We start from the raw sequence: 20,901 nt of genomic DNA, 5'->3' as shown, positions 1-20,901 counted from the left end.
TACGAGTGATGCCTAGGGCTTGCTGAATAGAACTAGAAGTTATGACTGCCAAAGGTTTCAAGACTTTTAAACACAAAAAAGTGCTCTCGTTATGACCTTTGTTGGCTCAAAATCCTTGCATTTCGGTGGAAAATTGTGGAGTAAATTTGGGGATTCATCTCCGAATCTCCCATTTTTCAAGCTGTTTGGCACCTAGATTCGATTTGTGGACTTTTTTAGCCCTAACTGATAACGTTCGCTCGGAGGGACAGCACTAATGACTAGCCTTCGGCTTCGCTCAGGCTAAAATGACTATTGACTACTGACTATTAACTACTGACTATTGACTATTGACTAATGTTTTAACTGCATCTGAGCAAACATTTGCAGGCCCGATCGCCAAACCAGATAACCCCGATCGTTAAGGTGCAAGCCGTCTGTACTCAGTTCGATTGGTAAATTGCCGTCAGCATCCGCAAACAGCGGCTGCAAATCGAGATACAAAACATTTTCAGAACTAGCAATTTCCTTGAGCCGCCGATTGATGGAGCGAATCCGACTGTTAGGAATCGCCAGCAGCCGATCGCGATTTTCCCAAGTTGCTTGTTCCCCGCTGTGCGGCAAAATCGACTGCACCACCACTTGTGCTTTCGGGTGAGCCCACCGCAAATCGCGAATAATCTGCCGCTGATTGTCCAAAATCCCTTCGTCGGTGGCGCCCCGCAGCAAATCGTTAATCCCGATCATGACAAACACCGTATCGGGTGCCGTGCGATCTAACAACTGCAAGCGCTTGAGCAAACCCACGGAAGTCTCCCCCGAAATCCCTTGATTGAGCCAAATGCGATCGGGCGGCAACATCTTTGCTGGAAACCACATACTCAAAGAATCCCCAGCCAAAACACTGAGTTTTGGGGGTCGATTCGCCGCCACCGCCTCAGCTTCCCGGCCCAACTGCATCACCCACTCCTGGTAAGTCCATTTGTGTCGCTGTCCCGGAACGGGTACGTCTAGCAATGTCTTTGCAGAGTTTGTCGCCGTCACAGAGCGAATTAGTTCCTCAGTGCCTCCTGCAACCGCAGCACTCTCCGTAGAGCTTTCTGTAAAGTTGTGCCCCCTGGCGAGCATTTGAGCGATCGCGGCTATTAGTAGCGCGTTTGTCACCAGAGATAAGAAAGCCCAAACCGGCATTTTTTTCGATCGCCTAACCTCCATCCCTAAGAGGGATTTATGAGTTCTACTTTTGCTAACTCCTCCAAACTTCTCCATAAACTCAAGCTATTTGCAGACACCACACTGAATCATTAGCACTAATTGCTGCATCACATTTTACCGCTCGATTTTCGCCTCAGTTCTGGTAAGAATCAAGCACTGTAATGTGGGAGGGGGCGAGGGCGATGCAGAACTTTGCTTTTTCATACTACTTGATCTTGACACTCCGGGCGCGTGAACGCGCGGGGATTCTTGGTTCACTGACACACCTTTAAACTATCCATCCTTTCGGCAACATTTAAACCAAAAACCTGTCCGATCGAACGAAGTTGCGAGTCTAATGTGAATAGCCCCAGAGGGCTTGTCTCCCCAAGCGTTAAGGAATCACTTCCCAAGTTTCCGTATGCCCTTGTACATCTAAACTACTAAGTTTTTGACTTTTCTTATATGGGTGCGCGGTGGCTACCCTAGCTATGTTTTTGTGGTGTTCGCTACCCACGAGATATTATTGTTTTCTAGCCAGTCCTTTTGGATTCTCGCCCATTGGTGCTAGCGGTTATTCTACCTGTATCTAAACTATAGTTTACTAGACTTAGGGAAAATACTGTCAAGCCTGAAAAAGTTTTCCAGTATTAAAAGCCGTCCTCAAAGGCTTGCCATGAGCTTGCTGAAGGGACGGGGTTTTAAACCCAGTTTTCTGATGAAAAATCTGGCTGCCCAACTTTCTGGCACACAAATTCGACAATTTTAGATTTTAGATTTTAGATTTTAGATTATAGAATAATTTACTCCATGTAGCATTTTTTTTAACTGGCTCTTAAGCACCAACTTGGTTTGCGAACGTAATTGCAAGGGTTGGCCAAGCAACGCCAGAACGATCGACTCGGATTAAAAGGATCGAGAGGAATCCGGGCTTGCATCCGCAGGCGGTGGCTATTTTAGATTGGGTTTTTCGGGGAATCAAGCCCTAGATTAACTTAAAAATTGCCGATCTAGGGCCAGAAAGCTGAAGAAAGTCGATCGAGCGCACCCTCGTCAAGGGGTGCTCTAAAGTTTAGTAGTCCTCCCGCCAGAGCCTCCAGCATACCTGTCGTAGACGCTCTCACTTCTGTTTTCCAAGCTAGTTTCCTTCACAAAACCAGTGTAAGCTTCCATCCCGTGTTCGCCGATATCCAAACCTTCAGCCTCCTCAGCAGGAGAAACGCGGATACCCAGCAAAGCTCTTAGTGCCACCCAAAAAATCGTGCTCAGCAACACGGTCATCCCGCCTACAGAGATAACGCCCACCAACTGCGCCCACAGTTGACCGAAACCTCCGCCCACCAGCAATCCGGCTGTGGGGCCTGCGGTATAAAGACCTGTTGCCGGCCCGTCAGCAAACAAACCAACTGCCAGAGTTCCCCAAATACCGCAGACTAAGTGAACTGAAGTTGCCCCTACAGGATCGTCTACTTTCAAGTTGTCGAAGAAAGTTACGGAGAAAACTACCAGGATGCCGGCGATCGTGCCAATAATGGCAGAGTTTGGGACGTTGACCCAAGCGCAACTGGCTGTTACTCCTACTAAGCCGGCGAGGATACCGTTGATAATCATCGAAAGGTCGGGTTTGCCCAGGTACAACCAAGCTGTAATCGTGGCAGCAACTCCCCCGAAGGCACCGGCGGTATTGGTGGTGATGGCGATGTGGGAGATGGCGTTTGGATCGAGTGCCATTGTCGAACCGGGATTGAACCCGAACCAACCCAACCACAGAATCAAACAGCCTAGAGTCGCGATACTCATGTTGTGTCCCGGCATTGCTACAGTATCGCCGTCGCGATACCTGCCCATCCGCGGCCCGAGAAATGCTGCTCCCATCAAAGCAGCCCAACCGCCTACCGAGTGAACCACCGTCGAACCGGCAAAATCCCAAAATCCTGCTGTTGCCAGCCAGCCGCCGCCCCAAATCCAGTGTCCGGTAATCGGGTAAGCAATGCCTACTAACAGCAAGCAGAAAATTAAAAATTCCAGGAATTTAATTCGCTCTGCAACTGCCCCTGAAACGATTGTGGCAGCAGTTCCCGCAAAAACTAATTGGAAAAAGAATTTAGCGTTGAGGGGCACTCCCGTCCAGTTTAAGGCGGTGAAGATGCCTTGATAAGCATCTCCTGTGGCGGGGCTGTTGTCAGCCACATTCCACAGGAAAAATCCGCCGCTGCTACCGATAAAACCGTTGCCGTTGCTGAACATTAACGCAAAGCCGATCGCCCAAAATGCGATCGTTGACAGTGCAAAAACAATCAAGTTTTTGGACAGCACGTTAACCGCATTTTTTTGACGGCAAAAACCGGTTTCCAACATACCGAAACCCGCGTTCATAAAGAACACTAGCATTCCAGTCACCATTACCCACATGGTATCCATGCCTACTTTGAGGCTGGCCAATTGTTCCTCGGTGGTTGGGGCGGCAGGCGTTTGGGCTACTGCGGCATATCCCCACATGAAGACGATAATTGCAGCTAATGGTATGGAGGCTTGCCAACTCGGGTTCAGGCGGGCGATCGCTCTTTGTAATTTCTGGAACCTGTTAACTTTTGTAAAAGATTTCGCTGGTAAATCTAAAGACTCCCGCCTGAATTGTTTCGATTTTTTTTTCCCGACAGTCATTTTGATCATTTTCGCCCTTTTTATAACTGTTCCGATCGGTAAGAACCCGAAAACTTTCCAATTCTACTACAGAAGTTTATAGATTATTGTTCAGATTGAGATAGTTCTGACAACCTATATTTTCTAGCTGATTTTGTTTATTCATTACAGATTCGGACAAGTTTTTGCGGTATGCGAGGACTCGATCTAGCAATTCTGGCTGAGAAACTGCTAATATTTGAACTGCCAGCAAGCCGGCATTTTTAGCATTGCCGATCGCTACTGTTGCCACCGGTATCCCGGCTGGCATTTGCACGATCGAGTACAGCGAATCTACCCCTTGCAGGTGGCGGCTCGGTACCGGCACGCCAATCACTGGCAAAGGAGTTAAAGATGCTACCATTCCCGGCAGATGTGCCGCTCCCCCAGCACCTGCGATAATGACTTTCAAGCCCCGTTGGTGAGCGGTTTGGGCGTACTCTACCATGCGTAGGGGAGTGCGGTGGGCCGAGACGATCGCCACAGAGCAAGGTATGTTGAATTCTTCGCAAATGGCGATCGCATCAGACATGGTAGGCAAATCCGAATCGCTGCCCATAATAATTCCAACTATCGGTTCATTCATGCAATGTTCAGATATGAGATTTCAGATTAATGGTAATTTAAAATTATGGCGTTAACTAAAATTTAGATATTTTGTAGCCAAACTGATGCAGGAGAGCAATTTAGTCACAAGCCAAGAATGCAGCAAGCAAAAAGCTTCGCATCCTCATCACCAGCCCCCAGATCGAGGCGAACAAATCTCAAACTTGTAAAACGAAGCCGAAGGATCTAAAATATACAATCTAAAATCTAAAATCGGATGCAAGTATCTAAAATCTGAAAACTCACACTTGCAGTACGAAGCCGAAATATCTAAAATCTAAAATCTACTAAAATCTAAAATATACAATCTAAAATCTAAAATCGGATGACTGAAGTCACAACCCCAACTGCCTCCCCCATCAATATTCTCAATGCTCGCATTCCCGGTAACAAGGAGTTGCAAATGATTGCTGTTGACGAAGCGGGCATAATTCAAGAAGTTTGTCCGATGGATGCAGTATTTAAACGGATTTGTCCTCCAGATTTGCAAGTTGTTGATGCAGCAGGCGATTGGATTTCCCTGGGCGGTGTTGACTTGCAAATTAACGGAGCTCTCGGTTTTGCTTTTCCCGATTTAGAAAACAAAGAAATTGAAATTTTACCTAAAATTTGTCAATTTTTATGGCATCAGGGAGTTGATGGTTTTTTGCCTACTTTGGTAACAACTTCGCTGAAAAAGTTTAGGCGATCGCTCTCGACGGTAGCTGATTATATCCGCAGTGCAAAAAACGCTGATCTAACAACAAATAATACAAAAATATCGGAAATTATAGGCGTTCACCTCGAAGGCCCTTTTCTCAACCCGCAGAAGCGAGGAGCTCACCCAGTTGAGTTTTTACTACCGCTAACTATAGAAAATGTCAAACAAGTTTTAGGAGATTGTGCTGAAGTTGTCAAAATAATTACTTTAGCACCTGAATTAGACAGCACGGGCGAAGTCATTCCCTACTTGCAAAGTTTGGGAATTACCGTCAGTCTCGGACACTCCCAAGCAACGGCAGAGCAAGCGCAGCAAGCATTTGCCAGCGGTGCTTCAATGGTAACTCACGCTTTTAATGCGATGCCGAGTTTGCATCACCGAGAGCCGGGTTTGTTGGGCGCAGCGATCGTTTATCCGGGCGCAAAATGCGGTTTAATTGCTGACGGAAAGCACGTTTCTCCCACAATGATCGATTTTTTACTGCGCGCAGGCGGCTACGAAAAAGGCATTTTTTTGGTCAGCGATGCTTTAGCTCCTTTGGGTTTGCCGGAAGGTGTTTATCCTTGGGATTCCCGACAAATTGAAGTCAGAAAAGGTACGGCTTGGGTAAGATTGGATTACCACACGCCCCTGGAATCTGCTACTTTGGCAGGTACAACTCTGCCGCTGTTGGCGGGAGTGCAGAATTTGGTGAAGTGGGGGATTTGCGAGCCAGAAAGTGCGATCGCCCTAGCAACTGAATCTCCCAGAAAGGCGATCGGACTTTCGGGAATTATCGGCCAACCTGCTGCTCAACTGTTGCGCTGGAATTTGAATGCAGCGACAAAAGAATTAACTTGGCACAGACTATTTTAGATTTTAGATTTTAAATTTTTATCCACAATTGGAAGTATCCCATCTCAAAGTTAATTGCTCTAACTTGCTGGCGCGTTGTCCCAGCCTGAGTGCTATACAATACCAATCGCGCCAGACAATTAGGACGTTCTAAATAGCTGAAATGCTTGCGTTTGATTGCTTCTTGCCTCGAACCTCTTGCCTCGAACCTCTTGCCTCGAACCTCTTTCTTCTTCCTGATGGCTAATGACTGATGACTGATGACTAATTACTAAGGACTAAGGACTAAGGACTGATGACTGATGACTAATTACTAATGACTTCTGCTATAATATCAAACCGTTGGCAATAACTCAGCAGCAGGCAGATCGATGAATTTGGTAGACGACAAGACTATAGTTAGACAGTATTTTAACTCGACGGGATTCGATCGCTGGCAGCGAATTTACGGCGACGGCAAAGTCAACAAAGTGCAGCTTGACATCCGCACCGGGCACCAGAAAACCGTAGATACAGTCATCGAATGGCTGCAAGCTGACGGCAATTTGCGGGGGCTGGCTGTCTGCGATGCGGGCTGCGGTGTCGGATCTCTGAGCATTCCCCTAGCTGAGGCTGGGGCAATTGTTTGCGCTAGCGATCTCTCTGAAAAGATGGTAGCAGAAGCCTACGATCGATCGACAGCAGTTCCCGGCAAGCTCTACAACATATCCTTCGCAACCCAAGATTTAGAAGCCTTAACCGGCCAATTTCACACGGTTATTTGTCTGGACGTGCTGATCCACTATCCTCAAAATAAAGCCGCGGAAATGATCGCTCACCTAAGCTCGATCGCCCAATCGCGACTTATTCTCAGTTTTGCTCCCAAAACCTTAGCACTTACCGCCCTCAAAAAATTTGGCGAACTTTTCCCAGGGCCAAGCAAAACTACCCGAGCTTACCAGCACCGCGAAGCAGATATTATCAAAATTCTAGAAAGCAATGGATTTGTTATTAACAGAACAGCCATGACTAGCACTAATTTTTACTATTCTAGGTTGCTGGAAGCAGTTCGCAAATAGGGCAAAAGCATCCGTTAAAAAGCGAATTTTTCATATACGTAGGGTGCGCGCCCCGCACCTTAGATATCAAAAATTAGCTTTTTTCCTCTACCTTCTTCCTTATTCTCTCTACCTTCAACCTCGCAATTACTAATAAGGGTAAGGTTCGCCGTGCAACCCTAAATAGAGGTTATTTCCTTCTTCCATCTTCCATCTTCCCTCTTCCGACGGACTTACATCCGTTACATCCGTTACATCCGTTACATCCGTTACATAATCCGTTGCCGAACTTCCTTCTTCCTTCTTCCTTCTTCCTTCTTCCATCGGACTTACATCCGTTACATCCGTTACAAAATCCGTTGCCGAACTTCCTTCTTTATGTCATCACTAATCTTAACCCGAATCTTCCTCACAGCCGCCTCCCTATTCGGAGGTTTATCCGTTGGAGCCGGTGCCTTTGCCTCCCACGCTTTGAAAAGTCAATTGGGCGATCGAGCTTTAGCAATTTTTGAAACTGCAGCCCGATATCAAATGTACCACGCCCTAGCTCTATTGCTCGTAGCTTTACTATTAAGCCGCGCCCCAGAGTCTCAAACCTTTTTTGCAGTGGCTGGATGGGCTTTTATTGCCGGCACGATCGTTTTTTCAGGAAGTTTGTACGCCCTGAGTTTGACTGACATCAAATGGCTGGGTGCTATTACGCCGCTGGGCGGAGTTGCTTTTCTTGTCGGTTGGGGATGTTTGGCCGTCGCAGCTTTCTCTTTCAAATAAGCTGTTGCTAAATTTTGACAATAACTGCCAACAACCAACAACCAACTGCCACTAACAACTGCCAACTAATAACGGACTAATTATCAAAGACATCGCTGGAAAACATCTCTGTCACAGTCCGCAAATAAGGTAAAAATACGATTAAATCTTCAGCAGGAAGCCGATCGGATATTTCCCAAAACAAAATCAGCAGCATATCCTGCACTAACTCCCAACTTACATGAAGTTTTGGGTAAAGCATCACGCACATTGGAAACAATTCTTGCTGTACCGGGCTAATGCTTTCTTCCAAAACGCACCAACACAAATAGCTTTGAAAAATTTCGACATCCCGCATACTAGAAATTTTTACATCGCGATCGCTCAAATAACCGCTGCTGCTGCGGTATCCTTGATGCTGGGAACTAGCTCGATCGTACACTGCACTAGCAATCTGAGTCGCGTGCTGCAACAAATGCTGAACCGCTAAGATAGCTTTTGAATTCGGTGGCTGATTCGCTGCAGCCTCGTTAATCTCTCCGTAGGGACTGTGCAGGTAGTCATCTACAACTTTTAAGTAGGGTGTAAATTCCGATCGCTCTGACTCCGAAAGACATCCTAACAAGATTTTGCTAGTATATTGAAACTCCAACGTCACAAATCCCAGCACTAAGGAATCTCTCTGTGAGTATTTCCGCCTCACTTTGACAATATCTTTTCCCACCAGCACTGACAAACGAGAAGCTGGTTCTCTATCGCCGTAAGCCTCTATTGCTTTGCGATATAAAGCGCGAGTGTCGGCCACAATTTCTTCACGATCGATTAAGCTCGCATCGATCGCCTGCTGCTCTATTTGTCCCCCTAAAACAGCTTCTACTTTATTCCAAGCTATCTCGCTAGCTACTTTCAGGGTATCTATCAATTTGTCAACAATTTGGGCTCGATTTTCATCAAAATTATTTGACTGCGGGCTGTGGGGAATTTGCCGCGATGCTTGGTTTTCTCGTGCTTCGACTGTATTGTAATATTTTTTTGCCCAGCTAACTGCTAAGGAAGAAACGTTAACACCCCCCGCCTCGGAATTTTTTTTAATGTCAGATTCATTTATACCCCGTGTTACAAAACTGTCGCTCTGTTGAATCTCGTCGGTTGCTGGTAAAGACTTCAAATATACTGGTGAAATACTTGTCATGATAAACCTCGTTTTTTGATAAATTCGCACCCGATCGATTTCCTGATTTTTACAGTTGTTAACTACAATCTTCTCCATTTTGAGGCTAAAAGTCATCCGCCATTGTGCTTAAAACAGTAAGCTATTTAGCTTGATTGCCTGCATCTTTTATAGATTGCACGTTAATAGCGCTATTGATTGTGCGCTGGATCACAGGTAGACGGCGATCTTCATAGCCTTTTTCAAGCGTGGTGAGGAATCAATCTATTTTAGATACTTCAGCTTACTTAGACTTGCTTCGACTTCGCGGGTTCCAAAGACGCGGGTGTGCAAGTCGCTCAGTAAGAATTTTAGATCTTAGGGTTTAGATTGGGGGATTTTGGGATTGAGAAATTAATCAATTGAGGGATACCTCATCAGTCTATTTTAGATTAGGAGATTAGGGGATTAGGGGATTGAGAAATTGTTCAACTGAGGGATACCTCCTATGAAAGATATAACTGCTATAGCCTTTGAAGCTCTCATAGGAGGTACTATGCGGCATCGGGCCTAAAAGCATCGGGCATCGGGCCTAAAAGCATACCTCACTTTTTTGATAACCGCTATATACCTTAATTTTTTTCTAGAACTGTCAACTGTTTGCTGTGAACTGTTTGCTGAAAAGGGGGATGCTTTAACCCATTTTTTGTTGTAAAAAAGGCTGAAAATAAATTCAACTTGTCTTAAAAGCTGACAATTAAAGTTTAGTTGATCTCAAAAAAACTGCTGATTTAAATTTTTATTCTTTGTTTTTGCTTATTTTTGTCGATCCCTGCTTTCTCGAAGAATCTACCCTACATTACAATCTAACAATAACTTTGATTGATTTATTTCCTTCGGTGAAGCAAGAACTTTATTTTTAGCCTTGCGATTGTGAGAAAACAGTAACACATTCCAGGAGAGGCTTTTATAAATAAATAATTAAATTTATGATGATAGTAAAATTTATGTGACAGTTCGCGATCGCCCTCGGACTAATTGATTCCGGGTTTTTTGATGAATCGCCCGCAATTTTTCTCTGTCTGTTCGATCGCCCAACCAGCTTTCAAAACCAGAATTTAGATAAACTAGCCCGCCCAATATCAGATTGTACCAACTCTAGCTGCTTCGAGTCATCTGCCAAAAGTCGGATCTGGCCCACACAAGGATAGGATCGGGTTAATTGGGCTTGGCGCGGGGATTCTTGCTGGCGATCGCTTCGGCACACCTCAAAAAGACCGCGGCCACTACGTCTTTAAAGCTATGCCTTCGGGTAGGATTAGTAGGACGAGAGGAAGTGATAAAATGAGCGCCAGCAATTCAACAGAAATTAAGTTCGGAACCGATGGGTGGCGAGGATTGATTGCCCGTGACTTTACTTTTGCCAACGTGCGAAAAGTGACTAGGGCGATCGCCAGTTACCTCGAAACCGCTTACACCAAAGACCGCCCAGTTCTAGTCTCCTACGATACCCGCTTTTTGGCAGACGAGTTCGCTCGCACGTCGGCGGAAATATTGGCAGATTTGGGATGGACTGTGCTTGTGGTCGATCGAGATTGTCCGACACCAGTCATCGCCTACAGCGCCAAGCATCTAAACTCCGCAGGCGCTTTGATGTTCACCGCATCGCACAATCCCGCACCTTACTGCGGCATCAAATACATCCCCGACTACGCCGGCCCGGCTACCCCAGAAATTACCGATACAATTGTGGCAAATATTGCTGGTGCTTCTGATGCGCCAGCAATCGGTAGCCACAACGATAAAATCTCCACTTTCGATCCGAAACCCGAATATCTGAAGTTTCTTTATGCCTCGATCGATGTGGAGCGGATTCGCTCTGCTAAGTTAAAGGTCAAGTACGACGCTCTCTATTCGACTTCTCGCGGTTATCTCGACGAAGTTTTGGAACACTGCGGCTGTGATGTCGAAAGTTTTCACACCTACCGCGACGTGCTGTTTGGTGGCGGAATGCCCGAACCCAAGGGCGAACAGTTAGTCGAGTTGGTGGAATCTGTTAAAAAGGATTCGGCTGATTTAGGTTTGGCCACCGATGGCGATGCCGATCGCTTTGGTATTGTTGATGAGTTAGGAAATGTCTTGACTCCCAACACTGTGCTGTTGCTGTTGGGCCGCCACTTGGTTAAGAATAAAGGCTTGACTGGGGCGATCGTCCGTACCGTAGCAACTACCCACTTGCTCGACAATATGGCCGCCAAATACGGTTTGAAAATCTACGAAACCGCAGTCGGTTTTAAATACATCGGCGAAAAAATGCGGGAAACTGCGGTACTAATCGGAGGCGAAGAGTCTGGCGGTTTGAGCGTTTTGGGTCACATCCCCGAAAAAGACGGGATTTTGGCTGATATGCTAGTTGCTGAGGCGATCGCCTACGAAGGCAAACCGCTTTCTCAGCTAGTCGAAGAAGCCATCAAAGAAGCCGACGGCCCCCTGTACAACAAACGCTTGGACTTGCACCTAGACGAAGCCCACAAAGCAGCCGTTTTGGATTCTTTTACCAAAAATCCCCCCACGGAAATAGCGGGTATTGGCGTTAAGGAAATCGGCCGCAAAGACGGCATTAAACTTTATCTAGAAGACGGCGGTTGGGTACTGCTGCGGCCTTCGGGAACCGAACCTTTGATGCGCGTTTACATGGAAACCAATTCTGTGGAAAAAGAAGCCAAAGTTGCCCAATACATGGAACAGGTAATTTCCCAGTTAGAACCTGCTTAATTTTCCACCTCTTCCAATGCGGGGTTTTTTCCCTAGGTCTTGAGATTGTATGGTGCGCGCAGCGCGCACCTTATCTACAACTTGAGTCCGTAGGGTGCGTCAGCAATCATCCGATCTGTGTTTAGCCAAAATTTTACAACTGACGCACCCTATTAAAACAACTAAAATTAATCATCGATACTGCTTTGCAAGTTATATAGAACCCATTTGACATCTTTGAGTTTTTAGGTTGGGTGGATTTACGCGGGCGAGAAACCGGGTTTCTTGGAGTTTTTGGTTGGGTGACGAGAAATATAGACAGAAACCCGGTTTCTGAGATTTACGCAGAATATAGCCTTTCTGTGCTCTGGTATGAGGTACTATCCGGGATAGGCCTCCGTGGCCTCCGTGGCCAAACCGGGCATAGGCCAAACCGGGCATACCTCACAATGCGTGAGAACCGCTATAAATATCAAATGGGTTCTATAATTGCAATACAGTCCGACTTGTCAAAGTTTGTTTTTATTTTTCAAAAAACTTAAAAAAACCTAATTTTTTTTAGTATCTACTTGACTTTTTATCAAATTTAGTTGTATATTATTTAATAATGGGATGGTTGCAAAAATAATATTTTTACACAGATTTCTATTATACAAAAAGTATATCAGTTAAATTATTAGCTTGTCAAGCCTTTTATGAAAACAATTCCTCTGCTAGCCATTAGTTTTTTAGTGGCAATTTTAGCCAGCGCGATCGGCATAATCTCAGTACAGAACGCCGCCCCAGTATCCTTAAACTTTATCTTTTTTAAATCCATACAAATGCCCGTAGGATTAGTATTGGCGACGAGTATTAGTGCAGGACTGATCGGCGGTGCGCTGCTGCAACCGCTGTGGAACCTTTCAGATTCGCCCGGTTCGCGTTCCAACTTTCAGGCAAATTCACAGGACTCCGACACGGCAGAATATTAAGTTAATTTGTTGAATGCTTAGATTGAATACACCTGACCGTCAATCAACAGCCGAGTAATTCCCTTAGCTAGCAGGTAAGGCGCAGCTTTTTGCAGCAGTCTACCGTCAGGAATCTTGAAAACTCTTTGATTGCGAGTGGCAAATCGGCGCGCTACTCGGTGATTGTCAAATACTGGCAGGGTTTTTTCGCGAATTTCGATCGCCGGAATTTGACCGAGTTCGCCAAAAGCTTTCAGAGGTCTAGTGATTAACTCGGACGCCCGATCGACTACTAAATAGCAAATTTGGGGTACAGATGCTTCGCTTAAAGGCAAAACTTGAATCACTCCAGTAGCCCGAAACTCGATCGAATCCCCCGACATCGAACCCAGCAGGCTGGCTTCAAACAGGGAATCTTCATCCTCTAAATCTTCGTCGAAGTCGTCTAAATCGTCCCCGTCGTCATCATCTAAATCGTCCTCATCCTCGTCGTCCTCATCTTCCTCGAAATCGCTAAAATCTTCACCCGCCACCTTTTCTGCTTCTAACAGCACAGGCTGCTGTTCCCCAGTCACAGCAGCGCTGTCGCTGCGATCGACATCGGTTGATAAAGTAGTATCTGGCAAAGCCGAAACCAAATCCGACTGGGCATTTGATAAAGAACGCTTTGTCGGGGTCGGCCTCGAATTTGAGGCTGATTTCGGGACAGGGACTGACTCCGACAGGGGGACACCTGCAGGATCGGTTTCGCCCTCAGCAGCCGGGGATGCAGTCTCATCTTTCGGCTCAGAAACTGTGCTGCTGGTGGAGGAACGCTTTTGTTTTTGCTGGACTAGAAATTCGTATTCCGACTCCGACAAAGCGCCCTGAATGATGCGCCTGACTGTCGAACTACTTACTCCGTAGCGCTTTGCTAGAGTGATAGTATTCTCGTCCGACTGTCGGTACAGCCGCAGGAGTTCCCGTTTGTCTGAATCGGAGAGTTTTGTAGGCGTCATGCCAAGTTTTCCAGCAAAAAAATGTGAAAAAACGCAGGAAGTGCGATCGGCGAACTGTGATTTTTCATTTGTGATTTGAAGTTGAGAGAGGCCGGCCAGCGTAAAAAAGCTTTCGCCTCCCCATCTCTTGTTTCGGACATCCCAGTCTCCAATCGCTACGCAGCGCGGCGACTCCGCCTGCTCTGGCGAGAACGGGTTGAGATGTCATGTTCCAAGATAGCTCCTATTCCGAACAGGATGGCGCTGAAAACAAAAAATACTTCCAGCAAACTACCGCTTTGATAAGTACCCTCAGCTTGAGTGTCGCGCCATTTAAAGTACATATCTGCGACGTAAAGCGAAAAAGTTGCAGCCGCAATCATTCGCCAAGATTGCGAAAAACGTCCTCCCCAAAACGCCAGCAGCAGTGCAGTAGCGATAATCAGCAGGAAAACGTCTCCGACGATGTAAAACAAATTGATTGCATAGGCGTAAGGCGACAGTATTTTGTCAAGTGCTACAACCCATGCTGGAGCTTTAGTTGGTTCTACTGCTTCTTCCGGTGCCTCTACAGCAGCCGCCGCAGCCGCTCCTTTTGTCTTTGACTTGGACGAATCCAAAGCAGGGGCGGAGGCTGTTGGTTGGGTTGCTGGATCGGTTTCTGTCAATATTTCTAGACTCGGTGGCGGAGCCATTCCTAGCTGCGCTCTCCAAGAGTCTGGTGCCGCAACCCAGATAGCTACGGCAATTCCGAAGGCTGCAATTCCTGCTAACAAACCCCACTGCCAAATTTCTAAATTTAGCCGCTTTGAAGTCACGGCGGCAACCATGCCCCCAATCAGTAGCACGTAACTGCCCAAATAAAAGGCATCGGCTGGGGAAACGTCCGGGTTTAACTCGAAATAGAGTTCCCAAATCCCGAACAGCACGCCGCCTATAAAATAGAAGAGCATCCCTAGACCAATGCCCAGCCAAACGTTGCGCCCGCTGACCATGTGCGGGCTTTGCCAGTTTCTAAAACAAACTAAAGCTGCTCCTAGGTATGCTCCGCATTCAAAAACATAGGTGCCGATCGAGTACCAAAGAGGTAAGCCCTCTTCTGGTGAGAGGGGAACGCTGAACAGCAAAAAGAACAGCAGTGCCATTACAGCCCAGACAATGCCCACAATTACTAGGGTCTGAGCTGACAGTAAAGATGCAGATGTAGATGACTTTTCTGAAGTGCTACTCATAGGGATTTCACGAAACCTAACTAGCGGTTGAACCCACCCCATCTCAATTTGTGATTGTAGATGAGGATTCTTTCGCCAAATAACCTTTGTCTGACGCTCCCGGAAAAACTGGCGTCCTCAGCGTGCCGTCGGGACTTTTGCCCTCGTACACTAAGAGAAAGACTAAGCAAGAATAATATCTATTTACTAATTCGAGGAATTAGTTGTTAGTCGATCTTTTGTCCGGAAATAATAATAAATGATAGAAGTAAGGTCTGTGTCTTCACCATTAAGGCTTTTACAGTACCAAATCCATCTCTGAAATCATACCCTCAAATGTTGCTGTCTCTGTTTTTTTTGTTTCGCACTACCCCAATCAGAGCGATGATTGTGGGTGGGGACTGCGATCGAAATTTAGTTAAATTGCTAGACTGTAGGTGGCACCAAAACCGACTCAACAATTTGGTTGTTCGTACAAGTTGGCATTCCCACCTGTATATCCCGTAGCCCCTACAGTGCAATTATCTCAGCTTAATTATCTGCTGCCAATTGTCTGAGCAATTGTCAAAGATTGTTTATGCTGCAATCCATAACTTGTTGAGGGCTGATTGTTTCAGCCAATCTAAAAATTGAGTGCGATCCGGTGCTGGCATATCTTGCAGTACATCGTTCACTCCCTCAGCGAAGCCCGTATCGCCAAAATATGATTTGCCCAAACGGTGGAGTTCTTGCAATAAGGTTTTGAGATGTTGCTCTTGCCAAGGGGGCACCTTATGATTTTGCAAGGGACTAACGGTCAGCCAATTTTTGATCGCATCAGCCGAGTCTGCCTGGGGGAAGTTGCCCTGCTGAAATATCTTGGCGATATCTTTCTGAAACGATGCGGCTTGCCTTGCGCCTAAGAGGTCTTCTACATCGAAGTAAACAGCTTGGAGCAGCAGCAGGCAACCCTGCGCGAACAGCGGTGATGATGCAGATTCTGTACCTGCTTGTTCTTCACCCGCAAGCTGATCTAAACGGACTTTTCCCCAGACGCTATACCTATCCGGCTCTTCTAGCAGAACGCAGGCTTTGCCTCGATTGTCGGTTAAGTCCCGCCACAAGGCTCTGGCGTCTTCTGCTTGTTTGCCGTTGAAGGCGCTGATCAGGCGAAAAGTCTGCCCCTGATAATTGAGAATGGGAATTTGTTGATCCCGTTTTGGATGTTGATAATTGGTTATTTCAACGTCCTGCCGTTTCAGAATAAACATGACACTGCGATTTGACTCCTGTCATGGCCGAGGTGCTGTGCTTGTGACGTTCCCCTAGCCTTTAGGTTTGGGGATTCTTGATTTAATGAGTCCACTTACATTAGCAGGATTGCCCTCCTCAAGCGTTGCGATCCTTTTTTGCTAACTAATGCTAACAAATTTCTCAGTTGAGATTGTTTCTCAACCCTGGCGTTTCAACTAATGCACTAAGGAAAAAATTCCCCGCGCACCAGGGAATGCTGTACTGGCAACGCTTGATTTTCGCGATCGTACCGATCGGGCGATCGACTATTTTGCTTTGATGTCGTAGAGGAACCTTATATATTGGCTCCGTACCATCAGGGATTTGCACCTGAGTCTTTCACTCCTAGTTCTACCACATTTTGATCAAATATCAAGTTGAGCCGAATGTTACCAAACATCGCTCATGAGCGACAAGTTAGTCACTGAGGATCGACTTGTGACTCAAATCCAGAGACTAGATATGGTTTTTTGGTAATACGATCGCTCCTATCGTCTCGGTTTTTGACATCAAGGGCGATCGCCCTTGATGCCCTATTTTCGTAGTTCAAACAGATTTCTGGATAAATTATCAGATATTTACTTGCTCGATCGCACACTGCACCGATACAATAATGTTGTTAGCAATTTTTGAGTTGGGTGCGTAACTCAGTTGGATAGAGTAGCTGCCTTCTAAGCAGCGAGCCGCAGGTTCAAGTCCTGCCGTACCCGTTAATAAAACCCAATAACATCAACGCTTTGAGCCGTTTTTGATTTGAATGGCGAGACTGGTTCAAACCTTGTTTGTCCTGCATTTGTTCCGAATTCGGTCATCCCGCACTAAGTCAAATCTGTAAAAAAGTCCCGCCGGCCCAACTGCTACCGATTTTCCCGCTTCTCGATCGACACTACTCATCTCCGCATCTGTTGGTCGCCGTCGGTGTATTATCATAAAAAGACCATCGTGTCAATAGCCTGTCGCTGGCAAAGTTAAAACAGCGACCGCTGTTGTGGGCCGAGTAGCCCTCAAGAGTTATCCTTAGTTCAGGCTAGTTTCCGACAGGTTTGGATAATGATCCCAGCAAATATATTGTATATTCCCCAAGATTTAATGCTATTGCCCTACGACACCGCGATCGATCGATTAAAGCCCCTATTAGCCCAAGCAACCGGAATGCCACTAATTGCATCGGACAATACGGCAACAATTGCACTCTTATTGCTTTCTGTGGGAATTCTGGGTTGGGGATTTTATCGCGCCAGAGATCAAGGAAAACTAGGAATTTTGGCTTGGTTGCAGTCAGTGGCGCTGATGACTCCTTGGCTGCTGTTCTTTGGTTTGTTCGCCGCCGGGATTTACCTCAATCTAGTGGCAGTATTGTTGCTACTGGTGGCATCCACAGGATTATACATTTATCTGGGCCGGCAATTGCGTCAGGCTGCCTTGGATGCAGTGCTAAAGTCGCGCGATACTGCCCAAGAAAAACCCCAAACCGATGGTTTCTCGCCCCCCGACTCGCAGCCGACATCAGCCAAAGAAACGATTAAAACCGCCACCTCGCCACCAGGAACCAATGAAGTAGAAATAATTCCCGTTCCTGTTGAAGACCTCAAGGCAATTCAAGGCATTTTTGGCATTGATACTTTTTTTGCCACAGAAACAATTCCCTATCAAGATGGAGTAATCTTGAAAGGCAATCTCCGGGGAGACCCCGAACAAGTACACTCGCGTTTGACCGCAAGTTTGCAAGCAAGATTAAACGATCGCTACCGCCTATTTTTAGTAGACAATCAGGACGAAAAGCCGGTAGTTATTATCTTGCCAAGCACAAATGACCCGCAGCCAACTACCCTATCTCAAAAAATCCTAGCAGTCGTACTGGTGCTGGCAACAATTGCTACCAGCTTGGAAACTGGCGGTTTGCTGCTAGGTTTCGATTTCTTTGGTTCGCCGCATCGATATCTAGAAGTTCTGCCAGTGGCGGCGGGAATTTGGGCGGTTTTAGGCTCGGGAGAAATTGCTCGCCGAGTGGTAGCAAATCAATACAATGTTGGCTTGAGTTGGCCGTTTTTTATACCAACTTTGCAGATTGGTTCTTTTGGGGCGATCGAACGTTTTGAGTCGCTGCTTCCCAACCGTAAAGTTTTGTTTGATATCGCTTTTGCCGGATCGGCGGCTGGCGGAATAGTTTCTCTCCTAATGCTGATTACAGGTTTGCTGCTTTCTCACCCCGGCAGTTTGTTTCAAATTCCTGCAGAATATTTCAAGGGCTCGGTTTTGGTGGGGGCTTTGGCAAAAGTGGTGTTGGGTTCGGCTTTGCTGCAGCCGATTGTTGACGTTCACCCGCTGGTAGTTATCGGTTGGTTGGGCTTGGTAATCGTGGCGCTTAATCTGATGCCTGCAGGACAGTTGGATGGGGGTAGAATTATACAAGCAATCTACGGCCGCAAAATTGCCAGTCGCGCGACTTTGGCGACGTTTGTAGTGCTGGCGATCGCTTCTTTAGTTAATCCCTTGGCTCTATATTGGGCGATAGTGATTCTGATTTTACAGCGGAATCTGGAGCGGCCGAGCCTCAACGAACTGACTGAGCCTGATGACGCTCGCGCGGCTTTGGGTTTGCTAGCTTTGTTTTTGATGATTGCTGCGCTTTTACCCTTGACTCCGGCTTTGGCCGGCCGTTTGGGAATCGGGAACTAACAGCAGCCGCCGCTCTTTGGTAGCAGACTCTGGCGTTGCAGTAAATTAGTCAAATCTAGGAATTGGGCGATCGAACTGGGGAACTGAAGGCGACGGTATTCCTAACTACTAATTTCCAATTAAGGGCGCGGCCCCTAGCAATTTATTTTTTACCGAAAGTAGATTTTTGAACAACCCAAAATTTGTTTAAACTCGATCGAGTTTAAATAACTTATCTGAACATCTAGGATAAAGTCATGGCTAATCAACTTCCTCCTATATTGGTAACTTTTGATGCAGATGTTTTGATGGCTGGCAGAACCCAAGTGTGGCAAGAATATGCCAAGGTGGGAACTTGCTATATCCCGGAAGTAGTGTACGACGAAATAGATCGTCTTACCGGCGAAGCGGTGGAACCGGCTATCGAACAAATCGCTAAGGAATTTATGCGCTTTTTTGCCGAAAGCGGCTGGATTGCAACTGACGCTCAAGAGACGCACCGAGGTCTTGAACCTTCGATCAAAAATCAAAGCAAGCAAGCAATGCTCGTGGTGGCGACGGCTCAGTGCGTTTACGGTTTGGCTCAGGAACACCCGGAGGCTTTGTTGATTTTTGTGTCAAACAGCCAGCCTCTACTGAAGCGGCTGGCTTCTGTCGGGGCTGGGAATCTCTGCGGGATTACTGGGGCGATGCTGTTAAATTGGGCGAGGAAAGGGGAACGCCCGCCGGCGGTGACTCAGCAATTGCAAAGTTTGATGCGTACCCTCGCCGATCGCCAATCGACTCAGCGCTCTAACAGCAGAATTCAGGATGCTGCTGTCGGTAAAACCGGGACTTCTGCTAGCAAGTTCACGGGGATGCGCGGCACTTCTGAGTTGAATTCGCCGATCACTTCTACTAAAACTAATCACACGGGTTTCACTGGAAATCGCAGTGCGACTCCGCGCGCCAAAAAGCCGCCGCGCATTCGCGAGGAGTCTAGAGATTACGAGCCGGCTGTATATCGGATGAAAAATATTACGCCACCGAAAAAAAGAAATAGCAGTTTTTTGTCTGGTGCGTTCAATTTTTTGGGAGCGTTATTTTTCTTGACGGTGGCGGTGGGTATTTTGTGGCGAGTATTTGATGTTAAGGGTTTTAGAAAAACTTTTGTGCCCGCTCTACCGCAGCCCGTGCAACAATTTGTTAAGTCTATCGACCCTAAGTAATCGACAGTGCCACTCTTTTAACAATGTTGAACAGGAACGAAATAATTGGTCAATTTGCCTATATTGTTGCGAGTTGTGCCTATGCTTTAGTGTTTTTTGTGCTTCTTCCCTTCACACAGTATGATACGCCACCGGTTTGGATTGTGGCAATGGCGATCGTCCTGATTGTAGCAATGAATTGGCTGCTGTCTTCATCGTTGCTAGCTGGGTGGAGTTGGGTGGCTGCATTATTTGCTTGTCAGCTCGTACTGATATTTTTTGGTATCGTGTTTCTGGGAGATGGGCTGGTACTGCCAAGTTGTTTGTTTTTCGGAACTATGATACTAGGAGTTGCCAGCTTTTATACCAATTTGTCGCAACAAAAAACTCTGTTAATGGTGGGTTTATTGACGGTATTTTTTATGGCTTCAATGTACTTATCTGTGATTGGCGGCTATGTGCTCAAAGGCAAAAATCCGTTTCATGGTTCTTCTACCCAGATGCAGCCGCTGTTGAATCAAAAAGTAGAAATTATCACCGACAATCCCAAACAATTGTATTTGAATGGCAGAACTGGGGAACTTACGCAAATTAACCGTTATGAGGTGACAGTGAAGCTAGATGATGAGACATTGATATGGCCTTATGTCTATGTTTGGTGGCAGGATATCCAGGCTGCTAACGAACAGAAACCTTCAACAGTTGAGAGTTGAAACAAATATGAGCTCTTAATCTTTAACAACGCTGAAAAACTTGGTTTCACCCGCCCTAGTGTGTCAGATCAATTCCGGTAACACCGGAATAATTTTAACTGTCAACAGTTAACTGTCATACAATACGGTTCAGTTAAGGCTCAAACCGTGGTAAATTAGGTATTGTATCCAAAAAAGGAGAGCAAGTTAGCGTGCATCTCAAAGAATTCTCATTAGTATCTCCCAAAATGTCAAGTACGGAGATATT

The 20,901-nt window shown here is 46.3% G+C and carries 19 protein-coding genes and 1 tRNA gene; 9 read left to right on the top strand and 11 right to left on the bottom strand.

What is annotated here, in order from left to right:
* Window positions 1-333 precede the first annotated feature (333 nt).
* The 3 genes from AACV78_RS22420 to purE form a co-directional block, all read right to left on the bottom strand.
* On the bottom strand, window positions 334-1,248 hold the full coding sequence (locus AACV78_RS22420) for an SGNH/GDSL hydrolase family protein (RefSeq protein ID WP_228042399.1): 915 nt from the start codon (window positions 1,246-1,248) through the stop codon (window positions 334-336).
* 990 nt (window positions 1,249-2,238) lie between these two features.
* A complete protein-coding gene (locus tag AACV78_RS22415; RefSeq protein ID WP_194009492.1) occupies window positions 2,239-3,837 on the bottom strand; it encodes an ammonium transporter in 1,599 nt (532 codons plus the stop codon).
* A 76-nt stretch (window positions 3,838-3,913) separates the two neighbouring features.
* Window positions 3,914-4,441 carry a 5-(carboxyamino)imidazole ribonucleotide mutase gene (gene purE / locus AACV78_RS22410; RefSeq protein ID WP_194009493.1) on the bottom strand — a complete coding sequence of 176 codons (528 nt, stop codon included), beginning with the start codon at window positions 4,439-4,441 and terminating at the stop codon, window positions 3,914-3,916.
* Between the two features lie 345 nt (window positions 4,442-4,786).
* Here purE and nagA point away from each other — a divergent pair, with 345 nt between their 5' ends.
* Together nagA and bchM are read left to right on the top strand one after the other, a co-directional pair.
* Entirely contained in the window at window positions 4,787-6,016 is a 1,230-nt protein-coding gene (nagA, locus tag AACV78_RS22405; RefSeq protein ID WP_194009494.1) for an N-acetylglucosamine-6-phosphate deacetylase, read from the top strand.
* A gap of 350 nt (window positions 6,017-6,366) precedes the next feature.
* On the top strand, window positions 6,367-7,053 hold the full coding sequence (gene bchM / locus AACV78_RS22400; protein WP_194009495.1) for a magnesium protoporphyrin IX methyltransferase: 687 nt from the start codon (window positions 6,367-6,369) through the stop codon (window positions 7,051-7,053).
* 129 nt (window positions 7,054-7,182) lie between these two features.
* On the opposite strand, the gene AACV78_RS22395 is transcribed toward bchM, so the two are convergent.
* Window positions 7,183-7,356: a hypothetical protein gene (locus AACV78_RS22395; protein WP_194009496.1), complete on the bottom strand. Its 174-nt coding sequence runs from the start codon at window positions 7,354-7,356 to the stop codon at window positions 7,183-7,185.
* Between the two features lie 54 nt (window positions 7,357-7,410).
* Between AACV78_RS22395 and AACV78_RS22390 the strand changes: the two genes are divergently transcribed.
* Window positions 7,411-7,803, top strand: coding sequence for a DUF423 domain-containing protein (locus tag AACV78_RS22390; protein WP_194009497.1), 393 nt, complete (start codon window positions 7,411-7,413; stop codon window positions 7,801-7,803).
* 76 nt (window positions 7,804-7,879) lie between these two features.
* Here the strand turns inward: AACV78_RS22390 and AACV78_RS22385 are convergent, their stop codons facing one another.
* On the bottom strand, window positions 7,880-9,070 hold the full coding sequence (locus tag AACV78_RS22385) for a hypothetical protein (RefSeq protein ID WP_228042397.1): 1,191 nt from the start codon (window positions 9,068-9,070) through the stop codon (window positions 7,880-7,882).
* 1,206 nt (window positions 9,071-10,276) lie between these two features.
* On the opposite strand from AACV78_RS22385, the gene AACV78_RS22380 reads away from it, so the two are divergent.
* Both AACV78_RS22380 and AACV78_RS22375 read left to right on the top strand, forming a co-directional pair.
* The gene (locus AACV78_RS22380) at window positions 10,277-11,707 is read left to right on the top strand and encodes a phosphoglucomutase/phosphomannomutase family protein (RefSeq protein ID WP_194009498.1); all 1,431 of its coding nucleotides are present in this window, start codon (window positions 10,277-10,279) and stop codon (window positions 11,705-11,707) included.
* 674 nt (window positions 11,708-12,381) lie between these two features.
* Entirely contained in the window at window positions 12,382-12,657 is a 276-nt protein-coding gene (locus AACV78_RS22375) for a lipopolysaccharide assembly protein LapA domain-containing protein (protein WP_194009499.1), read from the top strand.
* Between the two features lie 17 nt (window positions 12,658-12,674).
* Here AACV78_RS22375 and AACV78_RS22370 read toward each other — a convergent pair whose 3' ends face one another.
* The 6 genes from AACV78_RS22370 to AACV78_RS22345 form a co-directional block, all read right to left on the bottom strand.
* Window positions 12,675-13,634: a hypothetical protein gene (locus tag AACV78_RS22370; RefSeq protein ID WP_194009500.1), complete on the bottom strand. Its 960-nt coding sequence runs from the start codon at window positions 13,632-13,634 to the stop codon at window positions 12,675-12,677.
* Complete coding sequence (locus AACV78_RS22365; protein WP_194009501.1) at window positions 13,631-13,774, bottom strand: hypothetical protein; 144 nt, start codon at window positions 13,772-13,774, stop codon at window positions 13,631-13,633. The genes AACV78_RS22370 and AACV78_RS22365 overlap by 4 nt, the downstream gene beginning before the upstream one ends.
* 15 nt (window positions 13,775-13,789) lie before the next feature.
* Window positions 13,790-14,845, bottom strand: a complete 1,056-nt coding sequence (locus AACV78_RS22360) for a hypothetical protein (protein WP_194009502.1) — start codon at window positions 14,843-14,845, stop codon at window positions 13,790-13,792.
* Window positions 14,846-15,399: 554 nt separating this feature from the next.
* The gene (locus tag AACV78_RS22355) at window positions 15,400-16,074 is read right to left on the bottom strand and encodes an Npun_F0813 family protein (protein WP_194009503.1); all 675 of its coding nucleotides are present in this window, start codon (window positions 16,072-16,074) and stop codon (window positions 15,400-15,402) included.
* A gap of 163 nt (window positions 16,075-16,237) precedes the next feature.
* On the bottom strand, window positions 16,238-16,426 hold the full coding sequence (locus AACV78_RS22350) for a hypothetical protein (protein WP_194009504.1): 189 nt from the start codon (window positions 16,424-16,426) through the stop codon (window positions 16,238-16,240).
* 91 nt (window positions 16,427-16,517) lie between these two features.
* The gene (locus tag AACV78_RS22345) at window positions 16,518-16,646 is read right to left on the bottom strand and encodes a hypothetical protein (protein ID WP_255512940.1); all 129 of its coding nucleotides are present in this window, start codon (window positions 16,644-16,646) and stop codon (window positions 16,518-16,520) included.
* An 86-nt stretch (window positions 16,647-16,732) separates the two neighbouring features.
* Between AACV78_RS22345 and AACV78_RS22340 the strand changes: the two genes are divergently transcribed.
* From AACV78_RS22340 to AACV78_RS22325, 4 genes are all read left to right on the top strand, one after another.
* Window positions 16,733-16,806 (top strand) — tRNA-Arg (locus AACV78_RS22340).
* Between the two features lie 442 nt (window positions 16,807-17,248).
* Window positions 17,249-18,775 carry a site-2 protease family protein gene (locus AACV78_RS22335; protein WP_228042402.1) on the top strand — a complete coding sequence of 509 codons (1,527 nt, stop codon included), beginning with the start codon at window positions 17,249-17,251 and terminating at the stop codon, window positions 18,773-18,775.
* Window positions 18,776-19,011: 236 nt separating this feature from the next.
* Window positions 19,012-19,962, top strand: a complete 951-nt coding sequence (locus tag AACV78_RS22330; protein WP_194009506.1) for a PIN domain-containing protein — start codon at window positions 19,012-19,014, stop codon at window positions 19,960-19,962.
* A 23-nt stretch (window positions 19,963-19,985) separates the two neighbouring features.
* Complete coding sequence (locus AACV78_RS22325; RefSeq protein WP_194009507.1) at window positions 19,986-20,654, top strand: hypothetical protein; 669 nt, start codon at window positions 19,986-19,988, stop codon at window positions 20,652-20,654.
* Window positions 20,655-20,901: the final 247 nt, after the last annotated feature.

It is taken from the genome of Tychonema sp. LEGE 07196, from assembly GCF_963890365.1.
GTDB lineage: Bacteria > Cyanobacteriota > Cyanobacteriia > Cyanobacteriales > Microcoleaceae > Microcoleus.
The sequence above is the reverse complement of the archived record's forward strand: the minus strand, read 5'-3'. Positions and strand labels throughout refer to the sequence as shown.